This is a genomic window from Thermococcus aegaeus, from assembly GCF_055393685.1.
Genome location: NZ_AP042464.1, coordinates 325,833 through 352,228, shown reverse-complemented (window position 1 = coordinate 352,228; position 26,396 = coordinate 325,833). Strand labels below are relative to the sequence as shown.

Below are 26,396 nucleotides of genomic sequence, written 5' to 3'. Positions count from 1 at the left end.
TTTCATCCCCTCACTACTAGGTATAAACCTAAAACAAGTATGAGGACTGCTACAACCTCTCTAAGACCCAAAAATGGGAGGTCGATAAATTCCTTCAGGAGTAGTAGCGCGCCCAGAAGGACAAGGGCGATTCCAAAAAGTTTGGTCTCATCCCTTTTCTCCACTTTTGGGACTTTTTTGGTTAATTCCTCAACTTTTTCTCCAGCCTCCCCAGCTAACTTTTCGACTTTTTCCGGGATCTTCTCTGCAGTTATCACTTCTTCCTCTTCTTCAGGCATGACAATGGCCATTAGGAAATACGCCAGAACGAAAACTGGCTCGATCAAGCAGAGGAGTATAAAAAGCACTCTGATTATTGTGGGATCAATTTCTAAGTATTCTGCAATTCCCCCTAACACTCCCAAAAATATTTTATTCCTTTTACTCCTCTTGAGTCTCTTCTCCACCTAACTCACCTCCATTTTCAGGTTCCTCTGGCATTACAATCGCTAATAAAAGGTACAACAATATCGCAGTCCCTACACTTCCCAGAAGCAGGATTATAAAAAGTATCCTGACAAGGGTGGGGTCCACGTTAAAGTACTCGGCAAGCCCTCCACAGACTCCAAAAAGCATCCTGTTCCTTTTACTTCTGTAGAGCCTCTTTTCCATCAAACTCACCTCGTCTTTGACACCTATACTGGGATTGTTCGTTCCCCTATATAATTTTAATCTTTTACAAGTGTAGTGTTACTACGAGTTTCAATGGTCAAAAGAAAATATCCTCCCCTCATTCTTGAACAGAAAGACCTTTATACTAACCCACCAACAATTTTTAGGTGAGCCTAATGAGCAAGCTTATACTGATAAGACATGGCGAAAGTCTGTGGAATAAGCTAAATCTTTTCACAGGCTGGGTTGATGTGCCTTTAAGTGAAAGGGGTATTGAAGAGGCTTTAAAGGCTGGAGAGCTTCTAAAAGGCTGGAGGATAGACGTGGTATTTACCTCAGAGCTTGTAAGAGCAATCCAGACTGCAATGCTCGTTATGAGCAAAAATACATCGGGAGTTCCAAAGATAGAGCATGAAAAAGGAAAGATGAAAGATTGGGGAATAGTATATGGGGAACACGGGAAAAATTACATCCCAGTTTATAAGTCGTGGCATCTCAATGAGCGCTATTATGGTAAACTGCAGGGTTTTAACAAGGATGAGGCGAAGAAAATCTATGGGGAAGAACAGGTTTTGTTGTGGAGGCGGAGCTATGACATAGCCCCACCTGGAGGGGAAAGCCTTAAGGACACTGCTGAAAGAACAATTCCTTACTTTAAGAAAAAAATAATCCCTGAGCTTGAAAAGGGAAAAAACGTGCTTGTTTCTGCCCATGGAAATAGCCTGCGCTCAATAGTCATGCACATAGAAAAGCTAACTAAAGAGCAGGTTTTGAGGCTTAATATCCCTACCGGGGTACCGCTTGTTTATGAGTACTCCGAAGGAAAACTTGAGAGGGTAGGTTATCTCTATGAGTGGGGATATGATAGGAGTCTTCACATAGAATAAAAGGGGGAGAAGAAGGCGATCATAATCAAATTATCTCAACTTCAAATCCGATAATATCTCTCCCCGACTTCTCTCTCGCTATTTTGAGGGCCTTTTCCACTCCGCTAACCACAACTATCTCCTCTTCGGGTATGGAATTCCTCTTGTAGTATACTATTCTCGCGAGCATGTTTTTCACCCCTTGTATCACTTCAAGTGATAATACAGGAATACCAAACCTTGATGATTGTAAACACATTTATAAGCTTTTCTGTATTAATTTGTTCATTAATGAACAAAAAAGATTTAAAGATCTGAGGAAAAGAAGCACTCATGAGGAATCTTTCCATAAAACGTGCACATTTGGAGGAAATCCTAGCCAAGGCCAGAGAGAGCGAAGTTGAAATATGCGGATTTTTGATAGGGACGATAAAAGGAGGAGAAGCTTTTGTGGAATATGTGGCCTTTGCAAAAAATCGGCTAAACTCTCCAGTTGGGTTTGAAATTGATCCTCTAGAGACGCTCAAGGTTCTTGAAAAAGCTGAAGAAAAGGGAAAGGAAGTCGTTGGAATATTCCACTCTCACCTTAATTGTCCACCGTATCCCTCATCTAGGGACTTGAGAGGGATGGACTTGTGGAGAAACGTATGGTTGATAGTGAATAACATTGGGGAGTATAGGGCGTTTATTCTTGAAAACGGTCAGATAAAAGAAGTTAATGTAGAGGTGATTTAGTCTCCCTGAATTATGATCTCTATTTTTCTTCCTTCTTTGTAGCCTTTCATGGCAGAGAGCATGCCCTTAATGGTTTTTTCTACAACCTCCTGAACCCAATCTTTCATTGGGAGCTCTTTTCCATCGACCCTAACAATGACTTTTGGTTTTGAATTCAAGACAACGCAGTTATCTGTGCTCTTTTTGCCCTCTACGATGAGCTTTGCCATTTCATAACAGTCAAATCCACACAATCCGCAGTTAATGTTAGGCAGCATAAACGCTTTCTCCTCTATTAAATCAGCCAGTCTTCCGGGATTTTCGAGAGGGTTTATCACCTCGAGACCTTCGATGCTTTTGGCTTCATTTGATATAACACCGCTAACAGCTATTGCAAGCCCATCGTTCAGTACTTTTACTTCCTCTTCGCTTCTGGCACATATTACCTTAGGCAAATGCTTGGCATCTTTGAAGCCCTCAAGGAGGAGAAAATCTACTTCTGGCATCGTTGAAAGAAGGGCGTTTAAGTCCTTTGCCTCAAAAAGAAGAGCATCTGTGTCTTGGGCTCTCACTACTACATAATCGGCCACTCTCTTTAGCTTCCAAGTGTCGCTTTCCTTTCTATCAAAGTTTGTGTGCATACTCTTTGCTACTCCCACCTTATAGCCTCTTTTTTTGAGCTCTTTTGCAGCTTTTTCCACTGCAGTGGTTTTCCCGCTCTTTTTAAACCCTACAAACGCAACTGCTCTCATTTTTATCACTCTAGGAGCATTATCCAGTTAATATCATCTATCTTTACTACCAGGGCTTTTCCTCTATTTCCAACGACATCGGCAACGTTCTCTAAGACTATTACTTCCTCATCAAAATCTTTTAGCACTCCAGTAAAAGAATGGTCTCCACTGACCGCTAAGGCCACGCGTTTACCTTTCCATGTTTCGAGGGTTTTGTCCAGCAAAAGGGGTTTCTCTTCGCTCATGTTCTCACCCATACAAAAAGACTATAAATAACTTTTAGCCTTTTCCATCTGGTGGTCGCATGAGGTTGCTTACAAAGAATGAGGTTGTGAAAGAAGCCTTTTTAAACGAGCTTAAGAGGGAAGGAATTAAGTTTGCTGTCATGGAAAGACTTGGGTATGAAGCCTTTATAGGCTACATGATTGAAGGAACGCTGGAAGAGATAAATAATGCTATAGAGTCTTTTGAGGGTGAGGAGAAGGAGCTACTTCTTGAAGGCTTTCTCACATTTAAGGAACAAATAAACCATGCACTTGAGCATCTTAAGAAGGGTGAGGAATTGAACCATCTCCTTCAAGAGGGGTACTGGATGGGCGATGTTCTCGATCAATTATTTAAAAATGATGCAGTTATCATTGAGGAGAACAAAGCAAAGCTAAAAGAGGGTGTTGATGTTACAAAACTCAAATTCCAGTTCAGATTTCCATATCAAATTGCAAAAAATCTCGAGAGGATCGAGAAGATAGCAAAGCAATTTGCCTTTGTTGATCTAGTTCCCGAATATGAAATAGAGATTAAGGAACTCGAAATAGAAAAAATCAACAGAGCAATGCACATAGCTGCGAAGTACTTTGAAGAAGAGATGATTATGGGAGTTTATTTTGCTCTCATCTCAAGGGGAATAGTGGCCAACGAGGTGTTGAATGTCCTTGGCAATGACAAGATCCCCAAAGAAGACCTAACCATGGCATTTCTTAAGGCAATGCCCATGGAGATACCCACTGAAAAGGGCACCATGATAATAAACGTGATGAACGAGAAGGCATTCGAAGAGATTTTAAGAATGCTGGAAAAAGAAGGGCGAATAGACATAAAGGGTGGGAAGGTTAGGAAGTTGAGGTAGAATTCTCTGAAGGCAGCAGTGCTAGGCCAATGAGCATTAAGATCCCGCCAGCCCTGCTGGTTAAAATTAGTGCAATTATTGCTGGAATTAAAAGTTTGTCTTTTGCTTTTTTGTATTCTTTGTTTTCGATCAGTTCAAGAGCTTCTTCTGATCTTTTAAATATCCAGTAACCGAGTATTGCAAATGGCAGTGCAAACAAAATTCCTATCACTGTGAGCAAAAGGAGAGCCGCTATAAGAAATGGTTCTATAACGCTTAAAATCCCTCCAACTTTTATTAGGATTTTTGCCATCTCTACATCGGCCATTTAACCACCATTGATAGTAAGAGAAAAATCTTTAAAAGAGTTTCCAGATCTCGTCTGTTTCTGGTCTCTTTAGTGGAATCTCTTTTCCATCCTTCACGAGAACCTTTACGTTCTTGTCTTCCAGGAACTCCCCAACTATTGCTACCTTAATTCCCTCTTTTCTTATTGCGTTCACGACTTTTTCGGCTTTCTCTTTTGGCGCCGCTATTAAGAGGGAACCTGAACTTATCAGGGCTAGGGGATCCAGGTTGAAGTATTCGCACATTTTTTTGGTCTCTTCCGCTATGGGGATCTTATCGTAGTAAACTCTAAATCCCAGTCTGGCGGCATCCGCCATCTCATGAAATCCATTCGCTATTCCCCCTTCCGTTGGGTCATGCATAGCGTGAACCCCAATCTCTGCAGCGATTAATGCCTCTTTTACAACACTGATCTCTTCCAGAAATCGTTTTGCCCTCTCTACCAACTCATCTCCAAATACCTTTCTCAGCTCTTTCTCCTTTTCACTTGCTATTATTGCTGTTCCTTCAATTCCCGCTCCTTTGGTCAAGATTATGACATCTCCAGCCTTTGAACCATTGGACTTTACTAGCTTCTCCCTTTTGACCTCGCCAAGCATTGTTCCGATGACTATCGGCCTGTTTAGTCCAACTGTCACTTCTGTGTGGCCACCGACTATTGAAATGCCGAGCTTTTCAGCACTTTTGTGCATATCCTCCATTATTTCTTCGAGAAGATTCTCATGAGCATTCTCTGGCAGCAGGATTGTTGCTAAAAACCACCTCGGCTTAGCTCCAAATGTTGCAACATCATTTGCGTTCACGTTTATTGCATAAAACCCTATATGCTTTTCCGCTCCCGTTATGGGATCGCTTGAGGCAATGAGAACTTTCTCCCCAAACTCGATTGCAGCAGCATCAATCCCTACGCCAGATTTTACTATAACCCTCTTATCTTCAACTCCTAGGCGGTTAAATACAATTTTTTCAAGCACTTCTGGAGGAACTTTTCCCGGAAGCATTTTTCATCCCCATCAAAGTGAGATAGAAAAGATAAAAAGGTTACCCAGAAATCAAGCGTTAAACAAGCCTTTTCTCCTTCAGCACTTTTTCCATTCTGTCCATTGCTTCCTCAAGCTTTTCGTAAGCTGTGGCATAGCTTATCCTCACATAGCCCTCTCCAGACTGCCCAAATGCACTTCCCGGAACTAAAACCACTTTTGCTTCTTTTATCATTAGCTCGCTGAATTCTTTGCTGCTTAAGCCTGTATCTTTGATCCTTGGGAAGATGTAAAACGCACCTTTTGGTTTAACCGTTGGAAGGCCCATTTCGTTCAACCTTTTCCAAACAAGATTTCTTCTTCTCTCATATTCTCTACGCATCTTCTCTACAGCGTCCCAGCTTCTCTTGTCCCTTAGGGCTTTTGCAGCTGCATATTGGATGAATGTTACCGGGCATGTGGCGTTGTACATCTGGAAGCGAACCATCTTTTCAACAACCCATTCTGGAGCAGCTAAAAAGCCCAAGCGCCATCCAGTCATTGCGAAGGTCTTTGAAAAGCCGTTCATTGTTATGGTTCTTTCAAACATGCCATCTAGAGAAGCAATACTATAGTTTTTGACGCCGTCATAGACAAAATACTCATAAACTTCATCACTCAAAACCATCAAATCATGTTCCACGGCAAAATCCGCAATTTCTTCCAAATCTTTTTTTGTCAGCACTGCTCCTGTCGGATTGTTTGGAGTATTTATGATTAAGGCTCTTGTTCTTGGGCTTACGTGTTTTTCGAGCTCGTCAACGGTTAGGCGGAATTCATTTTCCTCGTATGTGGGGACTTCAACAGGTTTTCCTCCTGCTAAGATGACTGCTGGGGCATAGCTGACAAACATTGGAGAAGGAATGAGAACTTCCTCATTGTCCCTTAAGAAAGTTGAAAGCCCCATTAGGATCTGCTGGTTAGTGCCAACGGTGATCATTATCTGGGTTTTTGGGTCTGCATCAATTCCATTATGCTTTTTGAACTTTTCTGCAACGGCCTCTCTAAGCTCTAAAATTCCTATATTTGGGCTGTAGTGTGTTAGTCCCTTGTCAAGGGCTTCCTTTGCATATTCCTTTATATGTTCCGGTGTGTCAAAGTCCGGCTCTCCAATTCCAAGTGAGATTATTCCCTCAATGCCTTGAGCCAAATCAAAAAGCTTTCTTATTTCAGAAGGGTTTACCATTTCGAGCCTGTCACTCAGCGCCATAATCTTCACCAGTAAGATTTCTCCTTGATGTTTATAATTTTACCGACATGAAATATTTGGCAACGATGAATAGAACGGCTCATTGATAGACAACAAAGTTCTCCAAAATAAGAGCATCGAGCTTGGCTTTTTCGAATGTTCTTAGAGCATCTGCTGGAGAGCAAACTATCGGTTCTCCATGCATATTGAAGCTCGTGTTTAGAACCATCCCAACCCCACTTTCTGCTTCAAAGCGTTTTATTATGGTGTAATAGCGTGGATTGTCCCATTTAAGAAGAGTTTGGGGCCTTGTTGTTTTATCAACATGGACAACTGCTGGAGCCTCCCTAATCATTCTTTCTGTTGCCTTGTAGCTCATCGTCATAAACTTGTTTGGGTAGGGGTCCTTAAGGTAGTCTTCAATCCTCTCCTCCAGCATTGAAGGAGCAAAGGGCTGGAAGACATCTCTGTTTAAAGCTTCATTAAGCTTTTTTACCACCTCTTTGTTTCTTGGATCTGCAAGGATAGATCGATTGCCAAGTGCTCTTGGTCCGTACTCCATTCTTCCTTGGAAAAAGCCTATAATCTTTCCTTCCAGAAGCATTTCTGCTACAAATTCCTCAACGTCCTCCCGGTGTTCAAATTTGACTCCCTCTATTCTTAAAAGCTCTTCAATCTCGCTCTCATCATAGGATGGTCCCAAGTACACGTGCTCCAGCTCAAACGGCTTCCATTTCCCATCAAGCCTTTCGAACTGTGCCTTGACAAAAGCCCCAGCACCAAAAGCTAAGCCAGAATCATCCATTGCTGGGAATACCCAGAGATCGGGGAAATACTTCCTCAAAACGGCGTTTGCCTTGACGTTCTGTGCAACCCCACCAGCGTAGGCAAGTTTTAAGTCATAACCTCTAAGTTTTAACCCAAGCTCCTCGATAATCTTTTCAAGATATGCCTGAGCTGAGGAGGCGATTTCTATTGCCTTTTTTTGCAATTCCCCATCTAGGTTGCCTTTTTTCATCTGCTGAGCGATTTCTCTGGCTCTTGATAAGGGATAGTCGAAAAGTTCAGCGAGCTTTTTTGTGGCTTCAATGCCAACTACCTTTAGCTTGTTCTCAAAACTCAGCCCGCTCAGCTCTATTATGTTGGAGAGGTCGTAAGATGGCTTACCATAAGCTGCCAAGCTCATGACCTTTCCTTCGTGCCTCATCGGTTTAAAGCCCAAAAGTTCTGTGACTGATGCATAGAAGTCTCCAAGAGAGTCCAAATAGGTGCTCTGAGCTATTCTGATCATCTCGCCCTCTCTTCCAACGTAGATGGAAGAGCTTAATCCATCTCCAGCGGCATCTATGCTTAGAGCTAAGGCTTCTCTCCATCCCGAGGTGAGGTAAGCTGAGGAGGCATGGGCAAGGTGGTGCTCGACAAAGAGGACCTTTTTCTTGAAATCTTTGCCAAATATGGATTTGAGATTTCTCTCAAGTTCTAACAATCGTGATCGCTTCCTGAAAAGACCCGCTACTGCTATTATGTCCACTTCTTCTGGATTTACTTCCCCCATTTCTAGAACTTTCTTTATACTGAGCTCTGGAAATCCGCGGTATTTCTTTATCCGGTTTAATCTCTCTTCATTTACAGCATAGATCTCCTTTTCCTTGAAGAGCACTGCTCCAGCATCGTGTCCATCGTGCACTCCAAGTACAATCATGTTTTGGGATTAAATGAAGGATTTTTAAACATAACTTTGATAATGTGAGATGGGGATTAAAATGAGGGCAGAGGTCAGGGAGTTTATTGATAGGGGGACATATAGAAAAGCACCGCTGTTTGAGGGCGAGCTTCCCGAGGGTAGTTACGCTCAGATAGTCGAAATAAAGCCAAAGCAGATTGTCCCAAAGCATTATCATGAAAAGCAATACGAGCTTTTTTACATAATCAGCGGTGAAGCAAAGCTGGGCATTGGAGAAAAGGAATACAAAGCCAGACCAGGGAATATCTACCTTGTAAAACCAAAGAAAATCCACTGGGTCGTAAACGAAAGGGAAGAACCATTTAGGCTCTTCGTTGTTAAGCTGAACTACTTTGGAGAAGACAGCGTCTGGCTGAGTGATTGATATGGGCAGGGTAAGAAAGGAGAAAGCCGAAAGTTTTCCCCTATCTCCGGAATCATGGTATTTGCTGGTGTATTTTAATGAAAAACTTGAGTACCTTTACGTATCATCATCTAATAAATCAGACTTGAAAAGACTTGGGTATCTTCTAGCAGCTTTTAAGTTGTTGGATATTCCCTATTTGCTCTTTGGAATTCATGGGAAAGATGTTTTTGAGCTTGGGGATGACTTCGAAGAAAGATTAATGAGAGAGGGGGTAAATGTTAATGAGAAAGCCCTTGCTGAGGAATTTAGAAGCTCACTTCGGAATATCGAGAGTTTAAGGACATTTTATGAAAAGCTTGGGTTTTTTGAAGATATTGAGGAACTTGAAAACCTAAAAAGGTTGTATGAAAAGTATTTAAAAAAGGAAGTGGAATGAACCAGTTGATACTGTCAGGATAACTGGGGTATCACCTCCTGAAGCCATTCAGTCACATCACCAGGCGGTCCACCAAACCGAGAATGAATTCTAACAAAATTATACCAGAATGAAAACAGAAAAACAAACCTGTGAACCCTCCTCCAGTCTCTAGCCCTGAAGTTATTCCAGAAACGCTTTGTTCTCTCTTTAACAGTCCTAAACCAGCGCTCAACACAGTTCCTCGGCCCGAAAGTCACATGCAGATAATCCAGCCCGAGAGATTTAAACGCTGATTTATACCACGGCCCTTTGTCAACCAGGAAAATTGGCTGTCCCTCGCAGGATTTCAAAACAACTAGAATGAAGTCCCTGGCAATCCACCAGTTCCTAACGCTTGTAATCCATACTGCTAGGATTTCTTTGCTCTCAACGTCGATTGCAGCCCAGAGAAATCTCTTCTGGCCGTTGATCTTTATCACTGTCTCGTCAATTGCGATGAAGTTTCTCTGTTTTTTGACTGCGAGGATTTTCGGCTGGTAAACTGCTTTCGCGAATTTTTGGACTGTTTCCCAGACTGTTGTGTGGCTGATTTCGAGGATTGTTCCTACCTGTCTGTAACTTAGTCCGTGCAGGTACAGGTTTATTGCCCTGGTTTTCTTTTTTGCTGGGATTTTGTTCCGGCGAAAGGTTTTTAAGACTGAAACCAGTAAGTAAATAATGGTTTCAGTCCTCATTTCTCTCCCCTTTTCTGAAGAGGTATCAGAAACTTAAACCTAACGTCCCACTGCTTATCCTGACAGTGTCAACCAGTTAATCGAAAAATTCTTTAAACCTTCTTTTTATCTAAGAGCATGAACATTTACGAAATGCTTGCTTTAATAGGCACTGGTCTAATCCTTCGAAGGATGATAAAATCTGAAAGGCCCTTTGTTTATTTAAACAAATTTGCATCCCAAGTGCTTTTAACTCTCTATGTCTTTTCAAACGTTGCCTCGAAGGATATCGCCTATCTGATGGAGATTAAGATTGTGTTCTTGTACGTCTTCTTAGTTATTGCCCTCAGTCTTGGGGCGTCCTTTCTCTATGCGAGGTTTTTTGTAAAGGATAAAAAATGGCAAGGGGCTTTGATGATACTCTCAACTTACCCAAACACAGTCGCAATGGGATTCCCGATAGCGAGCCTATTTTTAGACGATTTGACTCCTGCAATAATCTATGCAAGTACAAACACCTTAATAGTCCTTCCATTAGCGACGTTCGTTGCTGCACATTATTCGAGTGGAAAAGCCTCGTTTAGGGAAAGCATCGTAAGAGCGCTTAGGTTTCCGCCTACAAGTGCCAACATACTTGCCCTCTTCTTTGTGTTGCTCAGTGTTAAGCTTCCCTCGGAGGTGCTGAGCTTAATGAACAAAATCGGCTGGTGGAGCATCCCTCTAATCTTGATTTACTTTGGTTCCCGCGTAAACCTGCAGAAGTTTGAATGGAGAAAGCTTCTTGAAGTGGGAATGTTTAGAATAGTTCTGCCGTTTGTTTTCGTGATTTTAACATTAAAAACGAGCTCAGGAATATTCTATGCGGTGTTGGTTGAGGCCTCAATGCCCCCTGCAATAATGGCAAACGCAATTTTAGCCCACTACAGACTCAGGGAGGAAGAAGGAATAGGGGTTACGATTGTACTAACTATCGCAGTTTTGATCTTGTTTTTGGTGCTCAGGACTTTTGTTTAAACTTCCACCTCCTCCGATATAGATTTCTCGACTTTGGGAATTATTTCATCGTCCTTTTTATGTATCTGCAGGACGGTTGTTGCCAGTTCCTCTAACAGTGGGACAACGTAAGGGACACTATTCTTTAGGACATCGATATTAGTGAAATAAAATGCTGTTCTTCTTCTGCTCCCAGCATATCTGGTCAGCATGTTTACCAAGGCTAATACTTCTATTTTTGAATCTGCAAGCAGAAACAGTCTCTCAATCCCAAGCACGGGAACAATTGCATGTTCCATTTCAGAAAGAAGGACTTCATAATTTGTCTCAAATTCTTGGATTAGGGACATTATATCGCTGACGCGGAACCTCTTTATAACGTTTCCAACCTCTAGTCGACCTCCAGTTTTGATAACCCTGACATCGTCTAAAATATCGGCATCAATACCCGCAAGCTCCATGTGAGTTTTGTAAACATAGAGGGTATCAAGAACGTCATCCACCACAATTGGAATTTTGTTTTCTTTCCCCCAGGTTATTAGCTCCACTAGTTCTTTATATGGCAGTGTTGAGGACGGATACTCTAAAAGCACAGTTTCTCCAAACTTTGGGAATTCCCAAATGTTTTTGAATTTCAAGGCTTTCACCTCCCACTCCTCTCTTCAAGTTTTGCTGCGATCCAAGCTAGCAGCAATATGAAAATTATTCCTCCTACAAACCCCCCTCCTGCAAAAAGGAGCTTCTGTTTTGTCGGGAAAACTTCTATGGTAGTGTTTTTAATTTCTGTATGAGTGATAGTTTTTGTGAAAGTTTTCACGATTTCTGTGGAATTTGATGGAGTTTCAGCTTCTTTGGTTTCCTCGGATGTTTTGGGGTTTTGAAGATTCATTGGAGCCTCGATCTTTACTATGGTGGAGTTCTTAGTTATGTAATCCCTCTCTTTGAGTGCTACAAGCACTTCAAATTCCCCTTCTTTTGTTGGAATAAGGAAGAAGCTGTATGTTTTGTTTTCTCTGGGCTTTATAGAGTCGGTTATATATGCAAATCTTCCAGAGACTGTTAGTTTATCTCCTATTATTCCAAAATGTTCTGGTAGGGCAATTGTAATAGTAAACGGTCCGTGTGTATTTCCCTTGTTTGCAACAGTAACATTTAGAGGGATAGGCTTTCCAATGCTTCCATTAGAGTCTTGGATTGATATCAAATAATAAGGAGATGCATTTTCAACATTTATCCATCTGATCTCTGATGAAAATGATATCCTGGCAAAACCATTGCACGATAGCTGGAAAGGAACGTTTCCACGCACTTTTATGGAACCCAGCTTAAGAAATCCGAAGTTTTCTGGTAAGATGGTTAGGTTGAAACGAATACTCTCTTTTGCTTCAAGCTTTGGAATGTATACTGGGTAGGGGTTTATTATTCTAAATCCATTGGTAAGGTTGGGAATTATCTCAACGAAGTGAAGGTCTTTTTCTCCCTCGTTTTTAATTACTACAGTGGCGTTGAAGGGTTCAAATTGCAATGCTTTTTCGGGGGTTGAGAAGGAGACATTCACAAAAACATCCGCTTCTGGTTTCGGGATTTTTTCATTTTCAAGAAATCCAACTAAAGCTACAACTTTCTTTGTTCTCAGGTTTTTTATTCCCTCAACTCCTATGTAAAGCCCTCCATAGGAGATTAGTGTGTTGGCATTTCCAATATACACTCCTTCGCTTTTGAGAATCATTCCACAGGAATTTCTTATAGTCACATAAGCTCCTTCTGAAAACACCTTTTCAACTCTCACTAAATACGGCCCTATTTGGATATCTTTCCCCTCTTCCACCTCTTTATACACTGAAGGAGAAATTGATAATGTCGCGTACACTCCTTTTAATTTTATTACAACCCTCAGGTAACTTGATCCGATAAGGTCTTTTACTTCTATTATGATTCCATCAGCATCTATTGTTTTTCCTACCTCGACCCAGTGTTCTTTCCCATTTATGGATATGCCAACAAACTCTCTAAGCTCTCCGTTGACTTCTGTTATGTTGAAGTCTTCGAACTTCACTCTCCACTCATAAATCTCTTTGCTACTCCCCCTGTAGAGATAACCGTCGAATATAGTTGGCATTATTGTAAATGAGCCGCTAAGCTCATTGAACTCAATTCTTCCTCCACTGTATAGGATTTCCTTTGACATATTTTTATAAGACACTTTTATCTTTGCCCCGTTGTCGCTCACACTTATTAGCGAGATTTTGTAATCTCCAAGCAGCAGAGTTTGATTTTCTAGTATGTATGGAAATGTGATGTTCAGCTTTGCATATCCTCCATCTTCTTTTACAAAGCCTGAAATGAGGCGAAGGGAATAGATACTTGTATTAACAGTATTTCCAGGAGTTGCCAGAAAGTTGCCTTCAGGGGTTAACACTAGAAACCTACCATCTAATGAGACGTCTTTGAGCTCTATTTCCTTTCCTTCTATTCCCACATGGGAGGGCACTTTAATCCATCCAGTGAAAACTGACTGTGCACTTGCATATGGGAATAGAAGGATTAAGAGAAAAATCATAAAGAGCTTTTTCACAATCCCACCCCCATTAGAGGCAGTATCATCCCTGAAAAGCTCATCATCTTCCCCATTACGAACTCGCCAAGATAAAGGCCTATGGCGGACATCCATGCGAGTATTACAAAGTAATAGAGGGCTATACCCAGATGTCCACCGTCTGCAATTTTTATTGAAAATGCTGAGATTAATGAGTGCAGCAGGAGTATTGAGATCAGAATGTAGTTGGTTAGCTGAAGGCCCTCCGCACTTGGTATAAAAAGGATATCTTGGATGAACTCTCCTTGAAGCTGAATGTTGGAGAACAGGTGGGTCATGTAGACTGCAACTTGGAACGCAGCTGCAACTGAGAACGCAAATGCTCCCGTAACACCATATATTACACCTTTAAAGCTTGCAACACTCTGCTTTCTTTTCCTCCTTAACCTGAGAAGCCTTTCAAAGTTGTTTGAAATCACCCTACCCACGTAGTCTGGATCTGCTCCAAGATGGAGACTTTTTCTGAATATATCTGAGAAGATGTCTATAAGCCAGCTTCCCGTATCTGAAACGAAATATTTCCAGGATTTCGTATCGTCTATTTTTAGGGATATTCTCTTGTTCAAGTTTTTAATGTCCTTTGTTAATGTTCCGAAGTCATGAGAACTGAGATATTTTAAAACAAGTGCCATAGAGGCTCCACTTGCTGCAAGTGACGAGCTGAGACTTCTCATGAATGCCGGAAAGTTTTCGTCTTTTATCAGAATGTTTTCTTCCTCTTTTGTGAGAACATAGCCCAAATAAGCTAAGGGGCTCATAATCATTGCTAAGGCTATCTCTGTTGGAATATTAAACCGCGTCCTTAATAGAAGAAGATACAAAAGGGCGACGATTGCAGTCCCGATAATAGATATTAAGGCTCCCCTGATAACTTTAGCCTTTCTCTCTGCATTCATGGCGTTGCTGGCCCATATGCTGTCTTCGGGCATTTTGTGCTTTATTAGGATAAGAACTCCTATTTCAACCACCATAACCAGAATGAAAGTGAAGATCGTCAGGGTTACCAAGTCTTGGCCAGTTATTATAGGCCCTATTATAATGAAGGTAACCATAAACACCACGGAGATTATAAGTGAGCTGTAGACTTCTTTAAAAACATCCAAGTCATAGAGGGCTCCTTCATAGAATGTTTGGTAGTCATCCATCACAATTTTCTGTTCCTGCAACAGGTAGTCCTTCAACTCCACACCGCTGTCAAGGGAATATGCAAGCCGTTCAAGAAAGTCCGAGAATACTTTGCTCGGTGTCCTTTTTGCGAGGAACCTAAAGGCTTCTGGCATTCCTCTGTTGAACTTTGCTATCAAATAATAAATTTTCTCCATGTCTCTGGAAATGGGCTCAAGGACTTTTTCCTTTGCTAGATTTAAGATTAACTCGTTTCTGCCGACCTCACTTGTTGATAGAACGGCAAAATACGTCACAAAGTAGGGAATTTTTGAATTTATTTTGACCCTTTTTCCGCTTGCGGCAGAGTAAGGGTGCATAACGGCATAAATAATTGGAAGCAGGGGAATTGCATAGAGTGCTATTCTGATTATAGATGAGAGAGAGATAAACGTTGTGAGAAATGAAAGTACGACAAAAAGGATTACACTAGCCGCTATACTTGGCACTAATATTTTTCTTACATAGGTTTTCATGTCCAAATCCGCCTGTACAAATATGTTGGCCTTTTGTTTTGGCATTTTAACCACCTAGATCCTAAAGCTTAGTCCTTGGATGCCCTTTTCGTAGAAGTTCTTTATTTCCCGATAAACGTCCCAGTAATCCGTTATTCCCAATTCTGCCATTCTCTGGATTATCCTTGCCCTCAAGAACAGCTCATTATAGATGTCTTTTGGATCTTCATACCCCGCTACCTCAGCTATTTTTCTCTCCAAAATGTAAGAGTTGTTCATTCCCCTAAAGATATGCTTGTCGCTAACTGAATCCCATTCAAAAACACTTCTCGTGGCAACTCCTCCAAGTTCTTCATAGTATCCCTCTATCTCCACAACGTTGAGGACTCTCCTCAGGAACCTCCCTCTTACGTACACTGCTTGTTGGAAGAGGGCAATGTTGAGGTTATCTATGAAAGTTACGGGAACGTTTATCGGGTGTCCGGTGAAACGCTGTATCATCTTCTTAACATCACCCGCGTGGAATGTTGCCATAACCGGGTGACCTGTCTGCATTGCTTGGAATGCTATTGCTCCCTCTGCACCTCTTATCTCACCGACTATAATGTAGTTAGGCCTTGATCTCAAAGCAGCCTTAAGGAGGTCAAAAAGTGTTACTCTGCTCTCTTCGGGGCCTCTCTCTCTTGTTGTTAGCCTTTGCCATGTTGGATGTGGTACGACAACTTCTGGAGTGTCTTCTGCGGTGAATATCTTCGCTTGGGGTTTTATGAATGGAATGATAGAATTCAAAGTCGTAGTTTTTCCGCTCGCTGTTTCTCCACACACAAAGATACTCATCCCATACTCCAAGGCAAGCCACAGATAAGCTGCTATTTCAGCTGAGAAAGTGTTCCATTTTACGAGCTGAACAACACTCAAAGGAGTTGCGGAGAATTTTCTTATAGTTGCCGAGGGGCCCTTTATGCTGACGTCTGGGCTGTATATGATGTTTATTCTTGAACCATCTGGGAGGGTTCCATCAACAATCGGGTTTTTGTCGCTTACTGGCCTTCCAATTCTCTCACTCAAGGCCTTAAAGTAATCCGCAAGGGCTATGTTGCTCTCGAAAGTTATGTTAGTAGGAAGTGCATCGAAGATTTTGTGTATCAGGGAGATGTAATCGGCACCTATTATGTGTATATCCTCAATATATGGGTCTCGGATTAAAACTTCTAAAGGCCCAATCCCAATTATGTCTCTCTTCAGCAGATACCTAAACTTCTCTATTTCTCTTTGAGTTAGTTTTACACTATTTCTGGAAAATAGCCCTCCACCATTGATTTTCTTTAGGGCTTCGTTATAGAGCTCGTCTAAGAATACCTCAAATTCTTCCCTTTCCTCTGGAATAACCTTGGTGGGGGCCAACTCAAGAATTTTTTCCTTTATCAACTCGTACTTTGCCTTTTCCTCTGCATTTTGGATCTTGGGTTCTATTACGATATACCTCTTCTCGGTTTTTGGATCCCCGTAAATGTGAACAAAAATTGGGTCTCCAACCGGGTATATTATGTTTGGGTATTTTATTTCCTTCATGTCTCTGCTAAGCTGAACATGGAACTCGGGCATCTTGCCGTATTTCCTAACGAAGTCTTCAACATATTCCCTTAGGTGGGGATTTCTTGCCATTGCAGTTTCGAGGGTTTCGCTGATCCTCTCGGCCATTTCACACCACCGCGGCTATCTCTACGATAAATCCTGCCTTTGGTTCAACTCTAAATGGAATTATCTTCTGGAAAATCCCCATGGCGTTGTTATACTTGACGATTGTCGCTGAATTCTTTAGATCCCCTCCAAAAACCTTAACTTGGAGCCTTATCAGCATTGTAGAAATCTCCTCCAATACGGAAAGAATAGAAGGATCCATGCCATTGGGGCTTGAGGTTAGTATTATCACCTTGTTTAAGGCGCTGAGCTTTTTAAGATGTTCGGTAAACTGCCTGAGCGTATCCTCGTTCAATTTTGGGGGCAGAATAGGAGCAAGTGAGTCTATGATAATAACATCCTTCTCCCATAGTCTCTCCTCGCTCAAAAATCTGGGTAGGAATTTCTCTCTTTTAGAAACACTACTAAGGAGGGGATAAAGGGAAACAAAAAGCAGTTTTCTCTTTATCAGAAAGGGAATTACACTATAACCAAGTGATTCCATTTGGTTTATGAATTCAGGAGTGGTGAGCTGGGTTGAGACATAGCTGACAGAAACATCATTTCTCAAAAATCCATAAGCAAGGCGTTGAGAGAAGATGGACTTACCAGTACCCCTGTCCCCCTCTATTAGAATTATACTACCAGAGGGGATACCACCTCCAAGCCTTCTGTGAAGCTCATCATTGGGTATCTGAATTTTCAGTAAATGTGCCATAGTTATCACCCTATTTTGAAGATGAACTCTCTTTGCTTCCCATTCCCAATGACTACCACGAGTTTATGATATCCAGCTGATAGTGTTGTTGTTACCCTTAATTCTCCAACATCATGGGGAGCCAATAATGAAGGTGTTAAAGTGAGATTTGAAGCCGGTATAAGGTTCCCATCTATGAAGACTACAACTGTATCGGGGGTAAAGGAGAACGCCTCATTCCCTGTGTTTTTTATATAAAACACGTATGCTCCGCCGGAGGTTGGAATGTTTTCAGGGTCGTTTATCACGGTGAAGTCCGTTCTCAGATTTTGGGCTATTACAGTCCCGCGGTACGTTATTCCATCGGCTAGGTCTTGAGTGACAACATAAAGCCCTCCAGCTACGGTTGCCGCAACGAGGAGTGAAACTATGAAGAGTATGATCTCTGAGACTACTGAACTTGCCATCATAATCACCTAGTTGCAGTACCATGAAGTTCCAGCTATAGATGGCTCTCCTACAGTCTGATTTTGATCTAGCCATACCCATCTCCACTCTATTTTTAGGGAGCATCCCGTTTCTGTAACCACCACTAAGGTGTGAATGTTGTTATCTTTAATCTCGGTTGTTGTGAGCGTTATGTACTCCCCAGGGAGGAGATAGGGCTTGTCCTCAATAATGAGGGTTGAGCCATCAGGTGTTTTCAATCTTCCATCTCGGATGAAATTCCAATATTTAGGGGATAGGGTAGAGCCGTTGTTTGTAATGTTGAACGTTATAGAGTATATCGAGGCAGTTGGACCCGGATCATTGTAGGAGTAGCCATAAAGGGATAGTTTGGAGGTCTGCCTCTTTATGAACGAATCTTTATACACTTCCACCGAGTCTGCTACTGAAAGATAGCTGTTTTCAAGGGATAAATAGAGGGTTCCAAACGCCACGATTGACGCGATGAATATCACAGCGAAACTTGCGGATACGCTGAACCCCATACCCTATCCCCTAAACTCCATAAACATGCTCTAATATCTTATTCATCATTTTTAGTTCCCTTTCAATAGAGTTCAGCACCTCTGGAGTTATCCTTGTTCCTCTCAGCCTCTCGATGAAGAGTAGGGATATCAGGTGGTCTTGAATAGTAAGCTTGTCGTCAGGCTTCCAGTTTGGCTCTCTCTGATGGGGTCTAGTCCCGTTTGCATATTTTAGCAGTGTCTCGAGAACTTCTTCGGATATCCACCCTATTGTATAGTAAAACTCGAGCACATTTTCCAAGTTCTGCATCCCAGCTCTCTCTATGAGGAATCCCAGCCACTTTAAGGCTATCATCGTAGAGACTGCGTCATCAGGAAGTTTTTCCAATCTTGCCCTGCTTTTTGTAGAGGTAACTAACACGTCTCTTATTTCTTTAGGTATTTGGATTTCCTCAGTCATTGAAAAATCCCCCTTATCTTCTTTTTCAAATTCCCTCTCCTCTTTCGGGGGTTCGACCCTTTCAAACTCAATTTCTTGGGGTCTCCAGTGGTTCAAATTTTCTGAAATTCCTGTATCCTGCCTCTCGACTTTCTCAAAGGAGCCCCGGTTTTCTGAGAGTTTTTCCCTTATCTCTTCTAGGTACTTTCCTATCTCCTCTATTCTCTTATCCAATCTCCTAAGCCTCTCAACTTGGCTTGAATAGTTTTCAAGCACCTTTTTTATTATAACATCAACCTGTTCGGGCGTTAGTATGTCTATTTTTGAAACAAGCTTATCCTTCAGGTCTTTAATGAGGACACTTGGCACTTTCCCCTGAAGTTGCTGTAGTTTTGCGTCTAGTTCATTTTCAGTGATCATGTTTCTCCCTCCGAAATTGCTTCGTAGATTATCCTGTCCAGATCAACTCCGTGGTAGGCAAGAAGCTTTAGGTCGGCTTTTATCTGGGCTATTTCCTTTTTGATATCATCAATTTCCTGTTTTAGCTCATGAATCTCTTTCACTATTGGATTCTCGCTCTCTAAGTCCCTGAATGGGTTGATCTCCTGTGAAACTACCTCATAAAGCATCATGACATCTTTGATTGTCTTGTCGAGCTTTTCTATGTCTTCCCTAAGCTCTTGAATCTGGCTTTTCAGAGTGTCGATGTTCACCTTTATTCTCGGGAGCTCGTTTTCGATTTCATTTAATCTGTTCATTATCATGGTTAGCTTTTCTTCTTCCTCTTTCTTCTGCTCCTCTATTGCCTGCGGCTGCTCGCCTAATGCAAGCTCTAGCTTATCCTCTCTGCTAACCTCTTCCTTCTGCTCCTCTGGCTTTTTCTTGAACTTCTCTTTCAAATAGCTGAACGACATTGCTGGCCCCTCCAAGAGTTAATGAAATGGAGAGAAGGTAGAAAAAATCAAAAGAGCTGGTGTCACTTGAGGTCTACAATTTTGTCGTTGCTGCTCAGTCCATAGGCTGTTGGGGTTACAACTCTTGTGAATCCTGGGGCTCCAAACTCTGGTCTAACTTCAATTGTTAAAGTTGTTCTTGGTTCAATCCCTCCAAAGACAGCAGTTGCGTTAACTGTCAGTATTGCAATATCTCCAGGTGTTAATGTTGGTATGTCGCCACTTAGGGATCCATCGGCATCTTGGACGATTAATATTCCAAACTGAGTTGCTGGGAGAGGTTGCCCTGTAGAGTTCTTCCAGCCATCTAAACTGGTATCAAAAAGACTTCCTGTTAAAGTGCTCTTGTTTCCTCCATATACCAGAACAACTTGTTTTGCGCCATCATCAAGGTAAAGTTTGGTTTGGTTAAGATCAATTGGCTCACTTCCGGCGTTGAGTGAGACTTGAATTGCCAATAGGGTTATATTATTTTCCCCTCCTGCGTAACCAACCACTTTGTCAATCTTTACTCCACTAGCGACTTCTTTTGTTGTCTGCCTTCCAGTAGCTTCTGCCCTCTGCTGGAGGTAGCCGCTTGTGTTGATGAGGACTGCCGCAGCTACTGCCGCTACTAGCACCATGGCTATGAAGACTATCAGGGTACCGATACCAACGGCACCCCTCTTCTTACCAAAAATCTCCTTCATCCCTTGGCACCTCCATTGGAAGTTTTGCAATATATGGTAGAAGGGTTTGGATATAAAGCAATTTTTTGTTTTTACATTGGTTTTTGCACATGTAGGTACATATGTAGGTATCTACAAACCTGGATAGTAATTATAAAAAGAGGGCGATAAAAACAAGCAAAGGTCAACCCAGTAAAAATCAATAGAGGGGTTCAAGAACAAGAAAAGACTTTCCGTATTCCTTTATCCTCGCTTCCTTTCCGTAATATTCAAGGGCATCCAATATGTCTGCCTTTCTTGGGAACCTGTGGAACTCTTTAGTTAGCTTTTCAAAGAACTCCCATGCGGCTATATTTTCAAAGTTTTCTCTAAAGGGCTCCACTATTATCAGCTTCCCACCTTCATCAACAAAATTAAGCGCCTTTACCACAGTCTGGTGGATCTCCGGGATGTACTCTAGCACAAAGCTCATCACTACCACATCGTATTTTCTCTTTGGTATTGCTCGTCTTATGTCCATCTCCTTTAAGCTTACCCAGTCCATGCCCAGATCCCTTACCTTTTGGCGAGCAATGCTTAAGAGTCCCGGAGAGAAGTCAACACCCACGTATTCACCATTTGGACCTACGTATCCCCCGAGCTCCACTGGAGAAACCGATCCACATCCTAAGTCAAGAACCCTAATCCCGTCTCTGAGGTTTCCTATCTTGGCTATTATTTCTCGATACAAAGCATTGAGTGGGTTCGAAAGTCGAATATCCCAGAAGTCTGCATCCTTGTCAAAGTCCATCATCACCTTGGAGTTTTCAAATGACAAGAACGCATAGTTGGCCATTTCAACGATTTTATCCTGTATCGGAATCCATTCTGGAATTATATCTTTTAATCTGTCGTATTCGAGAAGGAACGTCCTTAGAAAGTTTTTGCTTCCCACTCCTCTTTCATTGACATCTATAATCCCAAGATTGTAGTATGTGCTGAGAAGTGATTTTAGATAGGGTTTATTTTGAACATCTATTGAATTTAAAAGCTCCTCAAGGGTTTTAGCCTTATCAATATTCTTAAAAACGCCCAATTCTAGGCCTATCTTTATTACATTAAAGAAAGAGAAGTCGATTAAAGTTTCCAGATTAAAGTCAAACTTTTTTATTTGATCTTCCATCTTTGGCACCTCACATAAATCTGGTGTAGTAAGTTTGATACGTTTTTAAAAATTCTACAACTTTTTTTCCGTACTCGGTTAACCTGTAGTACCTAAACCCATTTTGATTAACCTCTTCAACAAGTCCGAGATAAACGAGGGAGCTTTCTCCATTGTATCTGTTGCCCATACCAACGAGAGCGCCCTTTACATTTGATGGATCAGACCTGACAACTCTGGCGATCTCCGATAGATAAGTGCCGGAAGGATAAATCTCGTTTAGATAAAAGAGTATCCTCTTCCTTAGCTCACTTCTGTGTAATGATCGTAACACGTGCGGGTCGATTATTAGCCCCACTGCCATTCACCCCCTAGAAGAAGTGATACCCCTAGTCCTATCACACCTAGTAATATAACAATTGCAGAATATTTAAGATTTTCGGTTTTGTTTTGTAACTTGTGGCATATATTAAACGTCAGTGTTGTAATTAAATCAAGAATAATATAATCTTGCTAACTATGATCCAATACCCTTGCCGTATTCTTAGTGCTTTGCCAATGAATTTTATAACCTTAGAACCTATATGGAAAAGCCATGATAAGAGGTGCCCTTTATTTTGTGTATTTTTGTCATTTTGTCAATTTTTCTTCCAAAAACTTTAAATAACTTTCAATGATCTTTGGTCTGTACTTTCAAGAGGTGCAGAAAGATGAGCGTAGTTTGGACGACACTTGTTTTGTACATGGGAGCAATGCTAGGAGTTTCAGCATACGCCAGAAAATACATCAAAACATCGGCCGACTTTTTGGTGGCCGGTAGAAGACTTGGGTTAGCATTAACCACTGCGACCTTGGCAGCCACTCACTATGGTGGTGGCTTTCATCCTAGGAGGAGCTAGTTGGGGAGCCACCTATGGATTAGGAGGAATTTGGTACGGTTTTGCCTGTGGTTTGGGACTTCTGCTCTTGGGTTTGACCCTTGCAAAGCCTATGCGGGCTTTGGCCTTGTACACAGTCCCAGACGTCTTGGAAATGCGTTATAAGAGCAAAGCAATAAGGTTTTTAGCAGCAACACTATCGCTTTTAGCTCTCGTAGGCATACTTGGAGCGCAAGTGTGGGCGGCTTCGGCAGTTTTTGAAGCTATAGGATTACCCGGAACTGCTGGGGCAGTGTTTGCCACATTGATCTTCATAGCCTATACGGCTTTCTCGGGGCTATGGGCTGTCGCACTTACAGACTTTATTCAAATAATACTTGGAAGCATTGGAGTTCTAATTGCTGTAATTTTAGGGTTAAATAAGGTAGGAGGCTTTGAGGGTCTTAAAATAAGTCTTTCAGCAATTCCAAACTTGCCACAGGCAACTGGGGAGTATTTCAACTTCATGTCCCTTGGAGTTTCGCTTTTTGCTTTGACACTAGCGGCAACTGTCATGTATACTCTAATAGGCCAGGACTTTTACCAGAGGCTCTTTGCCTCAAAAGACGAGAAGACAGCCAGAAAAGGAGCAATTTATAGTGGAGTCTTGCTCATGGTGCTATCCTTCCTTCCGGCCCTTGCAGGAATGCTTGCGTTGGCCCTTTCAAGCGATCCACAAGCGATAATAGACTCGCCCAAGACAGCAGTACCAAAACTAGTAATTACAGTCTTTGGAAGTGGAGTGGGAGCGATATTTGTAGCTGCAATTCTTGCGGCGGTAATGAGCACGGCTGATTCATTATTATCAGCGGCAACCTCCCACGTGGTTAAAGACTTTTACCAAAGCTTTATAGAGCCAGAAGCAGAGGACAAAAAGTTGTTAAGGCTCTCAATAGGGACTACAATAATCATAGGGCTCTTGGCACTTGTAGCGGCACTCACTATTCAGGGAATAGTTGAGCTCCTCATATACTCCTATGACATCTACACTTCGGGAGTCTTCGTGCCGTTGATACTTGGAATCTATTGGAAGAGAGCAACAAAGGAAGGAGCACTCCTTGGAATGATTGCTGGATCCCTAACTGCGGTTGTAGGAATAACCGGGATAGTGAGCTTCAGCTACTGGGAATACATTTATGTCAGTGGAGCCCTTGTTTCAGCAGTGGTTATGGTGCTTGTTAGTATTTTAACTTCCTCAGAGCCTGTGGATAAAGAATTTGAAAAGGCTTTTGATCTCGGCTGAAACTTTTCTTTTATCTTAATTTTCTTTTTATACTACTTAATAGAGTAAACTTTAAAAAACGTTAGAGGGTGTTCTTCTTGGGGTGGAGAGCATATGGAGTGGGAAGTACTATTTCTTCCACTGCTAGCAGTCCCAGTTGCCTGGTTTATCGGAAGAGGAGTTTTGAAGGAAGATCGGCCAGAGGAGGAACTCAAATATAAGCTAGTTAAAAGACAGCTAATTTCTATCGGACTAGTTGTAACTCTAATGATATCCGCATTTTTAGTTCTCGGCTTTGAGGGCATTGATTCTTTGTTGGCCAGATTTGGAAACCCTAAACTAGAACCTCTAGTATTTTTTGGAGTTTTGTCGGGCCCGGCTCTTTTGGCCATAATCATTATCACCCTGATTTACGTAAATTTTGAGGGAAGAGTGGTCCCAAAGGTTCCCGGTTCTGAGGAAACTCCTGCATGGAGAATTGTAGTGATGCTTGTAATATCCATTTGCTTGATGCTTTCATGGCCTCTCCTATACTGGTTTCTTCTGTCTGATAAGATAGGAGACAGCATACCTTTAACTACCATATCTTTCGCAGCTTATCTTTTTGCCATTTATGCGTTCATTCCTTACATCTCTATGCTCTACGAAAAAGCAGAGGAAAATGAAGAACTGGAAAAAGACCTCTTGGAGTTTTGCTCCTCTCTGGGAATCAAGGTCAGGGGAGTTAGGATAGTTAAGGGAGAAGAGTTGAATGCAACGGTTTCTGGAATCCTTCCTTTTTGGAGGTATATAACCCTGACAAAGCCTCTGGTTGTTAACTTCACACCAGAAGAGATAAAGGCCATACTTGCCCATGAAATAGGTCACATAAAAGGAAAACACCTCTGGATAAACTTTGTCATGTCCTTTGGATGGTTCCCGTTTGTTGTTGGTTTCGTTGATGGTTTGGATCGTTTGGAGGAGTTTTTTGACTTTTCTATTGTTGATATAGACTTTAGGGTAACACTTGTGATATTTGTGGGAATATTCGCTATACTGTATGTAGGATACTTCTACGTTTTTGGAGGATATGTTTCGTTCAGAAATGAGTTCAAGGCTGATGAATACGCTGCAATGGTTGTGGGAACAGAGACGATGGTCTCGGCTCTTCAAAAGATCGCTAGATTCAACAAGATTCCAAGCAATACTCCGAAGTGGTTCAACTTTCTCAACTATCATCCTTCTATTGAGGAAAGACTTGAGAACCTATACCGGAAGTGTTCTGCAGAGAATGAAAATGTGGAGCACTCGGCGATTGTGTGAAAAAGCTTTAAAGAGAAACCTCAAATATCACTCGAGGTGAAAGCTATGGAAAACCCCTTTGAAATTACTGGAATAGTAGCAAGGGAAATTTTAGACTCTAGAGGAAACCCAACAATTGAAGTTGATGTGTACACTCCGGTTGCAATGGGAAGGGCAGCTGTGCCAAGTGGAGCCTCTACTGGAATCCATGAGGCCTTGGAGCTCAGAGATGGGGGGAAGAGATACCATGGAAAGGGCGTTAAGAGGGCCGTTGAGAACGTTAACAAAATAATCGCTCCCGAGCTTATCGGCATGGATGTTACACTTCAGAGGGACATAGACATGCTCATGCTTGAGCTTGATGGCACAGAGAACAAGAGCAACCTTGGGGCAAATGCCATCCTTGGGGTTTCCCTTGCCGTTGCGAAAGCAGCTGCCAACACTCTTGGAATGCCTCTCTATAGATATCTTGGTGGAGCGAATGCTTACATTCTGCCGGTTCCAATGAGCAACGTTATCAACGGAGGAGCTCATGCAGGCAATGATTTAGACTTTCAGGAGTTTATGATCATGCCAGTTGGGGCAAAAAGCTTTAGAGAAGCTATTCAAATGGTAAGCGAAACATACCACACCTTAAAGAAGATTCTCATGGAGAAATACGGAAAGCTTGCAGTCAACGTTGGTGATGAAGGTGGATTTGCACCACCAATGAAGGAAGTAACTGAGCCCCTAGATGCACTTGTAAAAGCAATTGAAGAGAGCGGTTACAAGGTGGGAGATGAAATAGCGTTTGCCCTCGACGTTGCTTCGAGTGAGTTCTACGAGGAAGAGAAGAACGTTTATGTCGTTGGAGGCAAGGAATACACGAGGGAAGAGCTTATCGACCTCTACAAGGAGCTCATCTCTACCTACCCAATAGTCTCAATAGAGGACCCAGTTCAAGAGGAGGACTTTGAGGGCTTTGCAATAGTCACAAAGGAGCTCGGGAAGAAAGTACAGCTAGTTGGAGATGACATCTTTGTTACGAACGTTAAGAGGCTCAAGAAGGGTATTGAGATGGGAGCTGGGAACGCATTGCTTCTCAAAGTAAACCAAATTGGAACACTTAGCGAAGCAATAGACGCTGCTTACCTTGCCTTTAGAGCGGGCTATGGGGTTGTTGTATCTCACCGCTCCGGCGAAACGGAAGATTCAACAATTGCCGATATAGCCGTTGCCCTTAACGCTGGACAGATTAAGACTGGAGCACCGGCAAGGAGCGATAGAAACGCCAAGTACAACCAGCTTTTAAGAATCGAGGAAGAGCTTGAGGGAGTTGCATACTACCCGGGCAAAAAGTTTAGGAACCCTCTGCTTTGATCCTTTCCCTTTC

32 protein-coding genes are annotated in these 26,396 nt (G+C 42.1%); 10 read left to right on the top strand and 22 right to left on the bottom strand.

Features of this window, described 5'->3' with window-relative positions:
• Positions 1 to 2: 2 nt before the first annotated feature.
• Together ACZ5NL_RS01915 and ACZ5NL_RS01910 are read right to left on the bottom strand one after the other, a co-directional pair.
• Complete coding sequence (locus tag ACZ5NL_RS01915; protein WP_464842658.1) at positions 3 to 446, bottom strand: PspC domain-containing protein; 444 nt, start codon at positions 444 to 446, stop codon at positions 3 to 5.
• Positions 421 to 651, bottom strand: a complete 231-nt coding sequence (locus tag ACZ5NL_RS01910) for a PspC domain-containing protein (RefSeq protein WP_464842657.1) — start codon at positions 649 to 651, stop codon at positions 421 to 423. Before ACZ5NL_RS01910 ends, ACZ5NL_RS01915 begins: the two co-directional genes overlap by 26 nt.
• A gap of 176 nt (positions 652 to 827) precedes the next feature.
• Between ACZ5NL_RS01910 and ACZ5NL_RS01905 the strand changes: the two genes are divergently transcribed.
• Positions 828 to 1,538, top strand: coding sequence for a 2,3-bisphosphoglycerate-dependent phosphoglycerate mutase (locus ACZ5NL_RS01905; protein WP_464843521.1), 711 nt, complete (start codon positions 828 to 830; stop codon positions 1,536 to 1,538).
• 25 nt (positions 1,539 to 1,563) lie between these two features.
• On the opposite strand, the gene ACZ5NL_RS01900 is transcribed toward ACZ5NL_RS01905, so the two are convergent.
• Entirely contained in the window at positions 1,564 to 1,707 is a 144-nt protein-coding gene (locus tag ACZ5NL_RS01900; protein WP_464842656.1) for a hypothetical protein, read from the bottom strand.
• Positions 1,708 to 1,850: 143 nt separating this feature from the next.
• Here ACZ5NL_RS01900 and ACZ5NL_RS01895 point away from each other — a divergent pair, with 143 nt between their 5' ends.
• On the top strand, positions 1,851 to 2,252 hold the full coding sequence (locus ACZ5NL_RS01895) for a M67 family metallopeptidase (RefSeq protein WP_464842655.1): 402 nt from the start codon (positions 1,851 to 1,853) through the stop codon (positions 2,250 to 2,252).
• Here the strand turns inward: ACZ5NL_RS01895 and mobB are convergent.
• Entirely contained in the window at positions 2,249 to 2,983 is a 735-nt protein-coding gene (gene mobB / locus ACZ5NL_RS01890; protein WP_464842654.1) for a molybdopterin-guanine dinucleotide biosynthesis protein B, read from the bottom strand. The genes ACZ5NL_RS01895 and mobB overlap by 4 nt on opposite strands.
• Positions 2,984 to 2,988: 5 nt before the next feature.
• Positions 2,989 to 3,210, bottom strand: a complete 222-nt coding sequence (locus tag ACZ5NL_RS01885) for an LSm family protein (RefSeq protein WP_152878875.1) — start codon at positions 3,208 to 3,210, stop codon at positions 2,989 to 2,991.
• Positions 3,211 to 3,269: 59 nt separating this feature from the next.
• On the opposite strand from ACZ5NL_RS01885, the gene ACZ5NL_RS01880 reads away from it, so the two are divergent.
• On the top strand, positions 3,270 to 4,091 hold the full coding sequence (locus ACZ5NL_RS01880) for a hypothetical protein (RefSeq protein WP_464842653.1): 822 nt from the start codon (positions 3,270 to 3,272) through the stop codon (positions 4,089 to 4,091).
• Here the strand turns inward: ACZ5NL_RS01880 and ACZ5NL_RS01875 are convergent.
• The 4 genes from ACZ5NL_RS01875 to ACZ5NL_RS01860 all read right to left on the bottom strand — a co-directional run bounded on the left by ACZ5NL_RS01875 (position 4,075) and on the right by ACZ5NL_RS01860 (position 8,328).
• Positions 4,075 to 4,398: a hypothetical protein gene (locus tag ACZ5NL_RS01875; protein ID WP_464842652.1), complete on the bottom strand. Its 324-nt coding sequence runs from the start codon at positions 4,396 to 4,398 to the stop codon at positions 4,075 to 4,077. The two genes, ACZ5NL_RS01880 and ACZ5NL_RS01875, sit on opposite strands and share 17 nt — an antisense overlap.
• Positions 4,399 to 4,429: 31 nt before the next feature.
• Positions 4,430 to 5,419: an AIR synthase family protein gene (locus ACZ5NL_RS01870; RefSeq protein ID WP_464842651.1), complete on the bottom strand. Its 990-nt coding sequence runs from the start codon at positions 5,417 to 5,419 to the stop codon at positions 4,430 to 4,432.
• A gap of 58 nt (positions 5,420 to 5,477) precedes the next feature.
• Entirely contained in the window at positions 5,478 to 6,647 is a 1,170-nt protein-coding gene (locus ACZ5NL_RS01865; RefSeq protein ID WP_464843520.1) for a pyridoxal phosphate-dependent aminotransferase, read from the bottom strand.
• Positions 6,648 to 6,726: 79 nt separating this feature from the next.
• The gene (locus ACZ5NL_RS01860) at positions 6,727 to 8,328 is read right to left on the bottom strand and encodes a carbamoyltransferase family protein (RefSeq protein WP_464842650.1); all 1,602 of its coding nucleotides are present in this window, start codon (positions 8,326 to 8,328) and stop codon (positions 6,727 to 6,729) included.
• A gap of 61 nt (positions 8,329 to 8,389) precedes the next feature.
• Here ACZ5NL_RS01860 and ACZ5NL_RS01855 point away from each other — a divergent pair, with 61 nt between their 5' ends.
• Both ACZ5NL_RS01855 and ACZ5NL_RS01850 read left to right on the top strand, forming a co-directional pair.
• The gene (locus ACZ5NL_RS01855; protein ID WP_464843519.1) at positions 8,390 to 8,734 is read left to right on the top strand and encodes a cupin domain-containing protein; all 345 of its coding nucleotides are present in this window, start codon (positions 8,390 to 8,392) and stop codon (positions 8,732 to 8,734) included.
• 1 nt (position 8,735) lies between these two features.
• Positions 8,736 to 9,152: a hypothetical protein gene (locus tag ACZ5NL_RS01850; RefSeq protein ID WP_464842649.1), complete on the top strand. Its 417-nt coding sequence runs from the start codon at positions 8,736 to 8,738 to the stop codon at positions 9,150 to 9,152.
• A 14-nt stretch (positions 9,153 to 9,166) separates the two neighbouring features.
• Here the strand turns inward: ACZ5NL_RS01850 and ACZ5NL_RS01845 are convergent, their stop codons facing one another.
• On the bottom strand, positions 9,167 to 9,868 hold the full coding sequence (locus ACZ5NL_RS01845) for an IS6-like element ISPfu5 family transposase (RefSeq protein WP_011011653.1): 702 nt from the start codon (positions 9,866 to 9,868) through the stop codon (positions 9,167 to 9,169).
• A 117-nt stretch (positions 9,869 to 9,985) separates the two neighbouring features.
• Here ACZ5NL_RS01845 and ACZ5NL_RS01840 point away from each other — a divergent pair, with 117 nt between their 5' ends.
• Positions 9,986 to 10,861 (top strand): AEC family transporter, encoded by an 876-nt coding sequence (locus ACZ5NL_RS01840; protein WP_464842648.1) that lies wholly within the window; start codon positions 9,986 to 9,988, stop codon positions 10,859 to 10,861.
• Here the strand turns inward: ACZ5NL_RS01840 and ACZ5NL_RS01835 are convergent.
• The 12 genes from ACZ5NL_RS01835 to ACZ5NL_RS01780 form a co-directional block, all read right to left on the bottom strand.
• On the bottom strand, positions 10,858 to 11,487 hold the full coding sequence (locus ACZ5NL_RS01835; RefSeq protein WP_464842647.1) for a DUF257 family protein: 630 nt from the start codon (positions 11,485 to 11,487) through the stop codon (positions 10,858 to 10,860). The two genes, ACZ5NL_RS01840 and ACZ5NL_RS01835, sit on opposite strands and share 4 nt — an antisense overlap.
• Positions 11,484 to 13,415 (bottom strand): hypothetical protein, encoded by a 1,932-nt coding sequence (locus tag ACZ5NL_RS01830; protein WP_464842646.1) that lies wholly within the window; start codon positions 13,413 to 13,415, stop codon positions 11,484 to 11,486. Before ACZ5NL_RS01830 ends, ACZ5NL_RS01835 begins: the two co-directional genes overlap by 4 nt.
• Positions 13,412 to 15,121 (bottom strand): archaellar assembly protein FlaJ, encoded by a 1,710-nt coding sequence (gene flaJ, locus ACZ5NL_RS01825; protein WP_464842645.1) that lies wholly within the window; start codon positions 15,119 to 15,121, stop codon positions 13,412 to 13,414. The genes ACZ5NL_RS01830 and flaJ overlap by 4 nt, the downstream gene beginning before the upstream one ends.
• A gap of 9 nt (positions 15,122 to 15,130) precedes the next feature.
• Positions 15,131 to 16,756: a type II/IV secretion system ATPase subunit gene (locus ACZ5NL_RS01820; protein ID WP_464842644.1), complete on the bottom strand. Its 1,626-nt coding sequence runs from the start codon at positions 16,754 to 16,756 to the stop codon at positions 15,131 to 15,133.
• Between the two features lies 1 nt (position 16,757).
• Complete coding sequence (arlH, locus tag ACZ5NL_RS01815) at positions 16,758 to 17,453, bottom strand: archaellum protein ArlH (RefSeq protein WP_464842643.1); 696 nt, start codon at positions 17,451 to 17,453, stop codon at positions 16,758 to 16,760.
• 5 nt (positions 17,454 to 17,458) lie between these two features.
• Complete coding sequence (gene arlG / locus ACZ5NL_RS01810; protein WP_464842642.1) at positions 17,459 to 17,899, bottom strand: archaellum stator protein ArlG; 441 nt, start codon at positions 17,897 to 17,899, stop codon at positions 17,459 to 17,461.
• 9 nt (positions 17,900 to 17,908) lie between these two features.
• Positions 17,909 to 18,424, bottom strand: coding sequence for a hypothetical protein (locus tag ACZ5NL_RS01805; protein ID WP_464842641.1), 516 nt, complete (start codon positions 18,422 to 18,424; stop codon positions 17,909 to 17,911).
• A gap of 10 nt (positions 18,425 to 18,434) precedes the next feature.
• Complete coding sequence (locus tag ACZ5NL_RS01800; protein WP_464842640.1) at positions 18,435 to 19,262, bottom strand: FlaD/FlaE family flagellar protein; 828 nt, start codon at positions 19,260 to 19,262, stop codon at positions 18,435 to 18,437.
• On the bottom strand, positions 19,259 to 19,756 hold the full coding sequence (locus ACZ5NL_RS01795; RefSeq protein ID WP_464842639.1) for a flagella accessory protein C: 498 nt from the start codon (positions 19,754 to 19,756) through the stop codon (positions 19,259 to 19,261). The genes ACZ5NL_RS01800 and ACZ5NL_RS01795 overlap by 4 nt, the downstream gene beginning before the upstream one ends.
• Before the next feature lie 62 nt (positions 19,757 to 19,818).
• Complete coding sequence (locus ACZ5NL_RS01790; RefSeq protein WP_464842638.1) at positions 19,819 to 20,484, bottom strand: flagellin; 666 nt, start codon at positions 20,482 to 20,484, stop codon at positions 19,819 to 19,821.
• A gap of 178 nt (positions 20,485 to 20,662) precedes the next feature.
• The gene (locus ACZ5NL_RS01785) at positions 20,663 to 21,625 is read right to left on the bottom strand and encodes a methyltransferase domain-containing protein (protein ID WP_464842637.1); all 963 of its coding nucleotides are present in this window, start codon (positions 21,623 to 21,625) and stop codon (positions 20,663 to 20,665) included.
• A gap of 10 nt (positions 21,626 to 21,635) precedes the next feature.
• Positions 21,636 to 21,968, bottom strand: coding sequence for a helix-turn-helix domain-containing protein (locus ACZ5NL_RS01780; RefSeq protein WP_464842636.1), 333 nt, complete (start codon positions 21,966 to 21,968; stop codon positions 21,636 to 21,638).
• Positions 21,969 to 22,314: 346 nt separating this feature from the next.
• On the opposite strand from ACZ5NL_RS01780, the gene ACZ5NL_RS01775 reads away from it, so the two are divergent.
• From ACZ5NL_RS01775 to eno, 4 genes are all read left to right on the top strand, one after another.
• Positions 22,315 to 22,503: a hypothetical protein gene (locus ACZ5NL_RS01775; RefSeq protein WP_464842635.1), complete on the top strand. Its 189-nt coding sequence runs from the start codon at positions 22,315 to 22,317 to the stop codon at positions 22,501 to 22,503.
• Positions 22,472 to 23,764, top strand: a complete 1,293-nt coding sequence (locus tag ACZ5NL_RS01770; protein WP_464842633.1) for a sodium:solute symporter family protein — start codon at positions 22,472 to 22,474, stop codon at positions 23,762 to 23,764. The genes ACZ5NL_RS01775 and ACZ5NL_RS01770 overlap by 32 nt, the downstream gene beginning before the upstream one ends.
• 93 nt (positions 23,765 to 23,857) lie before the next feature.
• Complete coding sequence (locus ACZ5NL_RS01765) at positions 23,858 to 25,045, top strand: M48 family metalloprotease (RefSeq protein WP_464842632.1); 1,188 nt, start codon at positions 23,858 to 23,860, stop codon at positions 25,043 to 25,045.
• Positions 25,046 to 25,090: 45 nt separating this feature from the next.
• Positions 25,091 to 26,383: a phosphopyruvate hydratase gene (gene eno, locus ACZ5NL_RS01760; protein ID WP_464843518.1), complete on the top strand. Its 1,293-nt coding sequence runs from the start codon at positions 25,091 to 25,093 to the stop codon at positions 26,381 to 26,383.
• The last annotated feature ends 13 nt before the right edge of the window (positions 26,384 to 26,396 follow it).

Excerpts from the sequence above, each read along its gene's own strand:
- ACZ5NL_RS01910 (WP_464842657.1), bottom strand. The coding sequence starts at position 651 with ATGGAAAAGAGGCTCTACAGAAGTAAAAGGAACAGGATGCTTTTTGGA.
- ACZ5NL_RS01905 (WP_464843521.1), top strand. The coding sequence starts at position 828 with ATGAGCAAGCTTATACTGATAAGACATGGCGAAAGTCTGTGGAATAAG.
- ACZ5NL_RS01900 (WP_464842656.1), bottom strand. The coding sequence starts at position 1,707 with ATGCTCGCGAGAATAGTATACTACAAGAGGAATTCCATACCCGAAGAG.
- ACZ5NL_RS01895 (WP_464842655.1), top strand. The coding sequence starts at position 1,851 with ATGAGGAATCTTTCCATAAAACGTGCACATTTGGAGGAAATCCTAGCC.
- mobB (WP_464842654.1), bottom strand. The coding sequence starts at position 2,983 with ATGAGAGCAGTTGCGTTTGTAGGGTTTAAAAAGAGCGGGAAAACCACT.
- ACZ5NL_RS01885 (WP_152878875.1), bottom strand. The coding sequence starts at position 3,210 with ATGAGCGAAGAGAAACCCCTTTTGCTGGACAAAACCCTCGAAACATGG.
- ACZ5NL_RS01880 (WP_464842653.1), top strand. The coding sequence starts at position 3,270 with ATGAGGTTGCTTACAAAGAATGAGGTTGTGAAAGAAGCCTTTTTAAAC.
- ACZ5NL_RS01875 (WP_464842652.1), bottom strand. The coding sequence starts at position 4,398 with ATGGCCGATGTAGAGATGGCAAAAATCCTAATAAAAGTTGGAGGGATT.
- ACZ5NL_RS01870 (WP_464842651.1), bottom strand. The coding sequence starts at position 5,419 with ATGCTTCCGGGAAAAGTTCCTCCAGAAGTGCTTGAAAAAATTGTATTT.
- ACZ5NL_RS01865 (WP_464843520.1), bottom strand. The coding sequence starts at position 6,647 with ATGGCGCTGAGTGACAGGCTCGAAATGGTAAACCCTTCTGAAATAAGA.
- ACZ5NL_RS01860 (WP_464842650.1), bottom strand. The coding sequence starts at position 8,328 with ATGATTGTACTTGGAGTGCACGATGGACACGATGCTGGAGCAGTGCTC.
- ACZ5NL_RS01855 (WP_464843519.1), top strand. The coding sequence starts at position 8,390 with ATGAGGGCAGAGGTCAGGGAGTTTATTGATAGGGGGACATATAGAAAA.
- ACZ5NL_RS01850 (WP_464842649.1), top strand. The coding sequence starts at position 8,736 with ATGGGCAGGGTAAGAAAGGAGAAAGCCGAAAGTTTTCCCCTATCTCCG.
- ACZ5NL_RS01845 (WP_011011653.1), bottom strand. The coding sequence starts at position 9,868 with ATGAGGACTGAAACCATTATTTACTTACTGGTTTCAGTCTTAAAAACC.
- ACZ5NL_RS01840 (WP_464842648.1), top strand. The coding sequence starts at position 9,986 with ATGAACATTTACGAAATGCTTGCTTTAATAGGCACTGGTCTAATCCTT.
- flaJ (WP_464842645.1), bottom strand. The coding sequence starts at position 15,121 with ATGCCAAAACAAAAGGCCAACATATTTGTACAGGCGGATTTGGACATG.
- ACZ5NL_RS01820 (WP_464842644.1), bottom strand. The coding sequence starts at position 16,756 with ATGGCCGAGAGGATCAGCGAAACCCTCGAAACTGCAATGGCAAGAAAT.
- arlH (WP_464842643.1), bottom strand. The coding sequence starts at position 17,453 with ATGGCACATTTACTGAAAATTCAGATACCCAATGATGAGCTTCACAGA.
- arlG (WP_464842642.1), bottom strand. The coding sequence starts at position 17,899 with ATGGCAAGTTCAGTAGTCTCAGAGATCATACTCTTCATAGTTTCACTC.
- ACZ5NL_RS01805 (WP_464842641.1), bottom strand. The coding sequence starts at position 18,424 with ATGGGGTTCAGCGTATCCGCAAGTTTCGCTGTGATATTCATCGCGTCA.
- ACZ5NL_RS01800 (WP_464842640.1), bottom strand. The coding sequence starts at position 19,262 with ATGATCACTGAAAATGAACTAGACGCAAAACTACAGCAACTTCAGGGG.
- ACZ5NL_RS01795 (WP_464842639.1), bottom strand. The coding sequence starts at position 19,756 with ATGTCGTTCAGCTATTTGAAAGAGAAGTTCAAGAAAAAGCCAGAGGAG.
- ACZ5NL_RS01790 (WP_464842638.1), bottom strand. The coding sequence starts at position 20,484 with ATGAAGGAGATTTTTGGTAAGAAGAGGGGTGCCGTTGGTATCGGTACC.
- ACZ5NL_RS01785 (WP_464842637.1), bottom strand. The coding sequence starts at position 21,625 with ATGGAAGATCAAATAAAAAAGTTTGACTTTAATCTGGAAACTTTAATC.
- ACZ5NL_RS01780 (WP_464842636.1), bottom strand. The coding sequence starts at position 21,968 with ATGGCAGTGGGGCTAATAATCGACCCGCACGTGTTACGATCATTACAC.
- ACZ5NL_RS01775 (WP_464842635.1), top strand. The coding sequence starts at position 22,315 with ATGAGCGTAGTTTGGACGACACTTGTTTTGTACATGGGAGCAATGCTA.
- ACZ5NL_RS01770 (WP_464842633.1), top strand. The coding sequence starts at position 22,472 with ATGGTGGTGGCTTTCATCCTAGGAGGAGCTAGTTGGGGAGCCACCTAT.
- ACZ5NL_RS01765 (WP_464842632.1), top strand. The coding sequence starts at position 23,858 with ATGGAGTGGGAAGTACTATTTCTTCCACTGCTAGCAGTCCCAGTTGCC.
- eno (WP_464843518.1), top strand. The coding sequence starts at position 25,091 with ATGGAAAACCCCTTTGAAATTACTGGAATAGTAGCAAGGGAAATTTTA.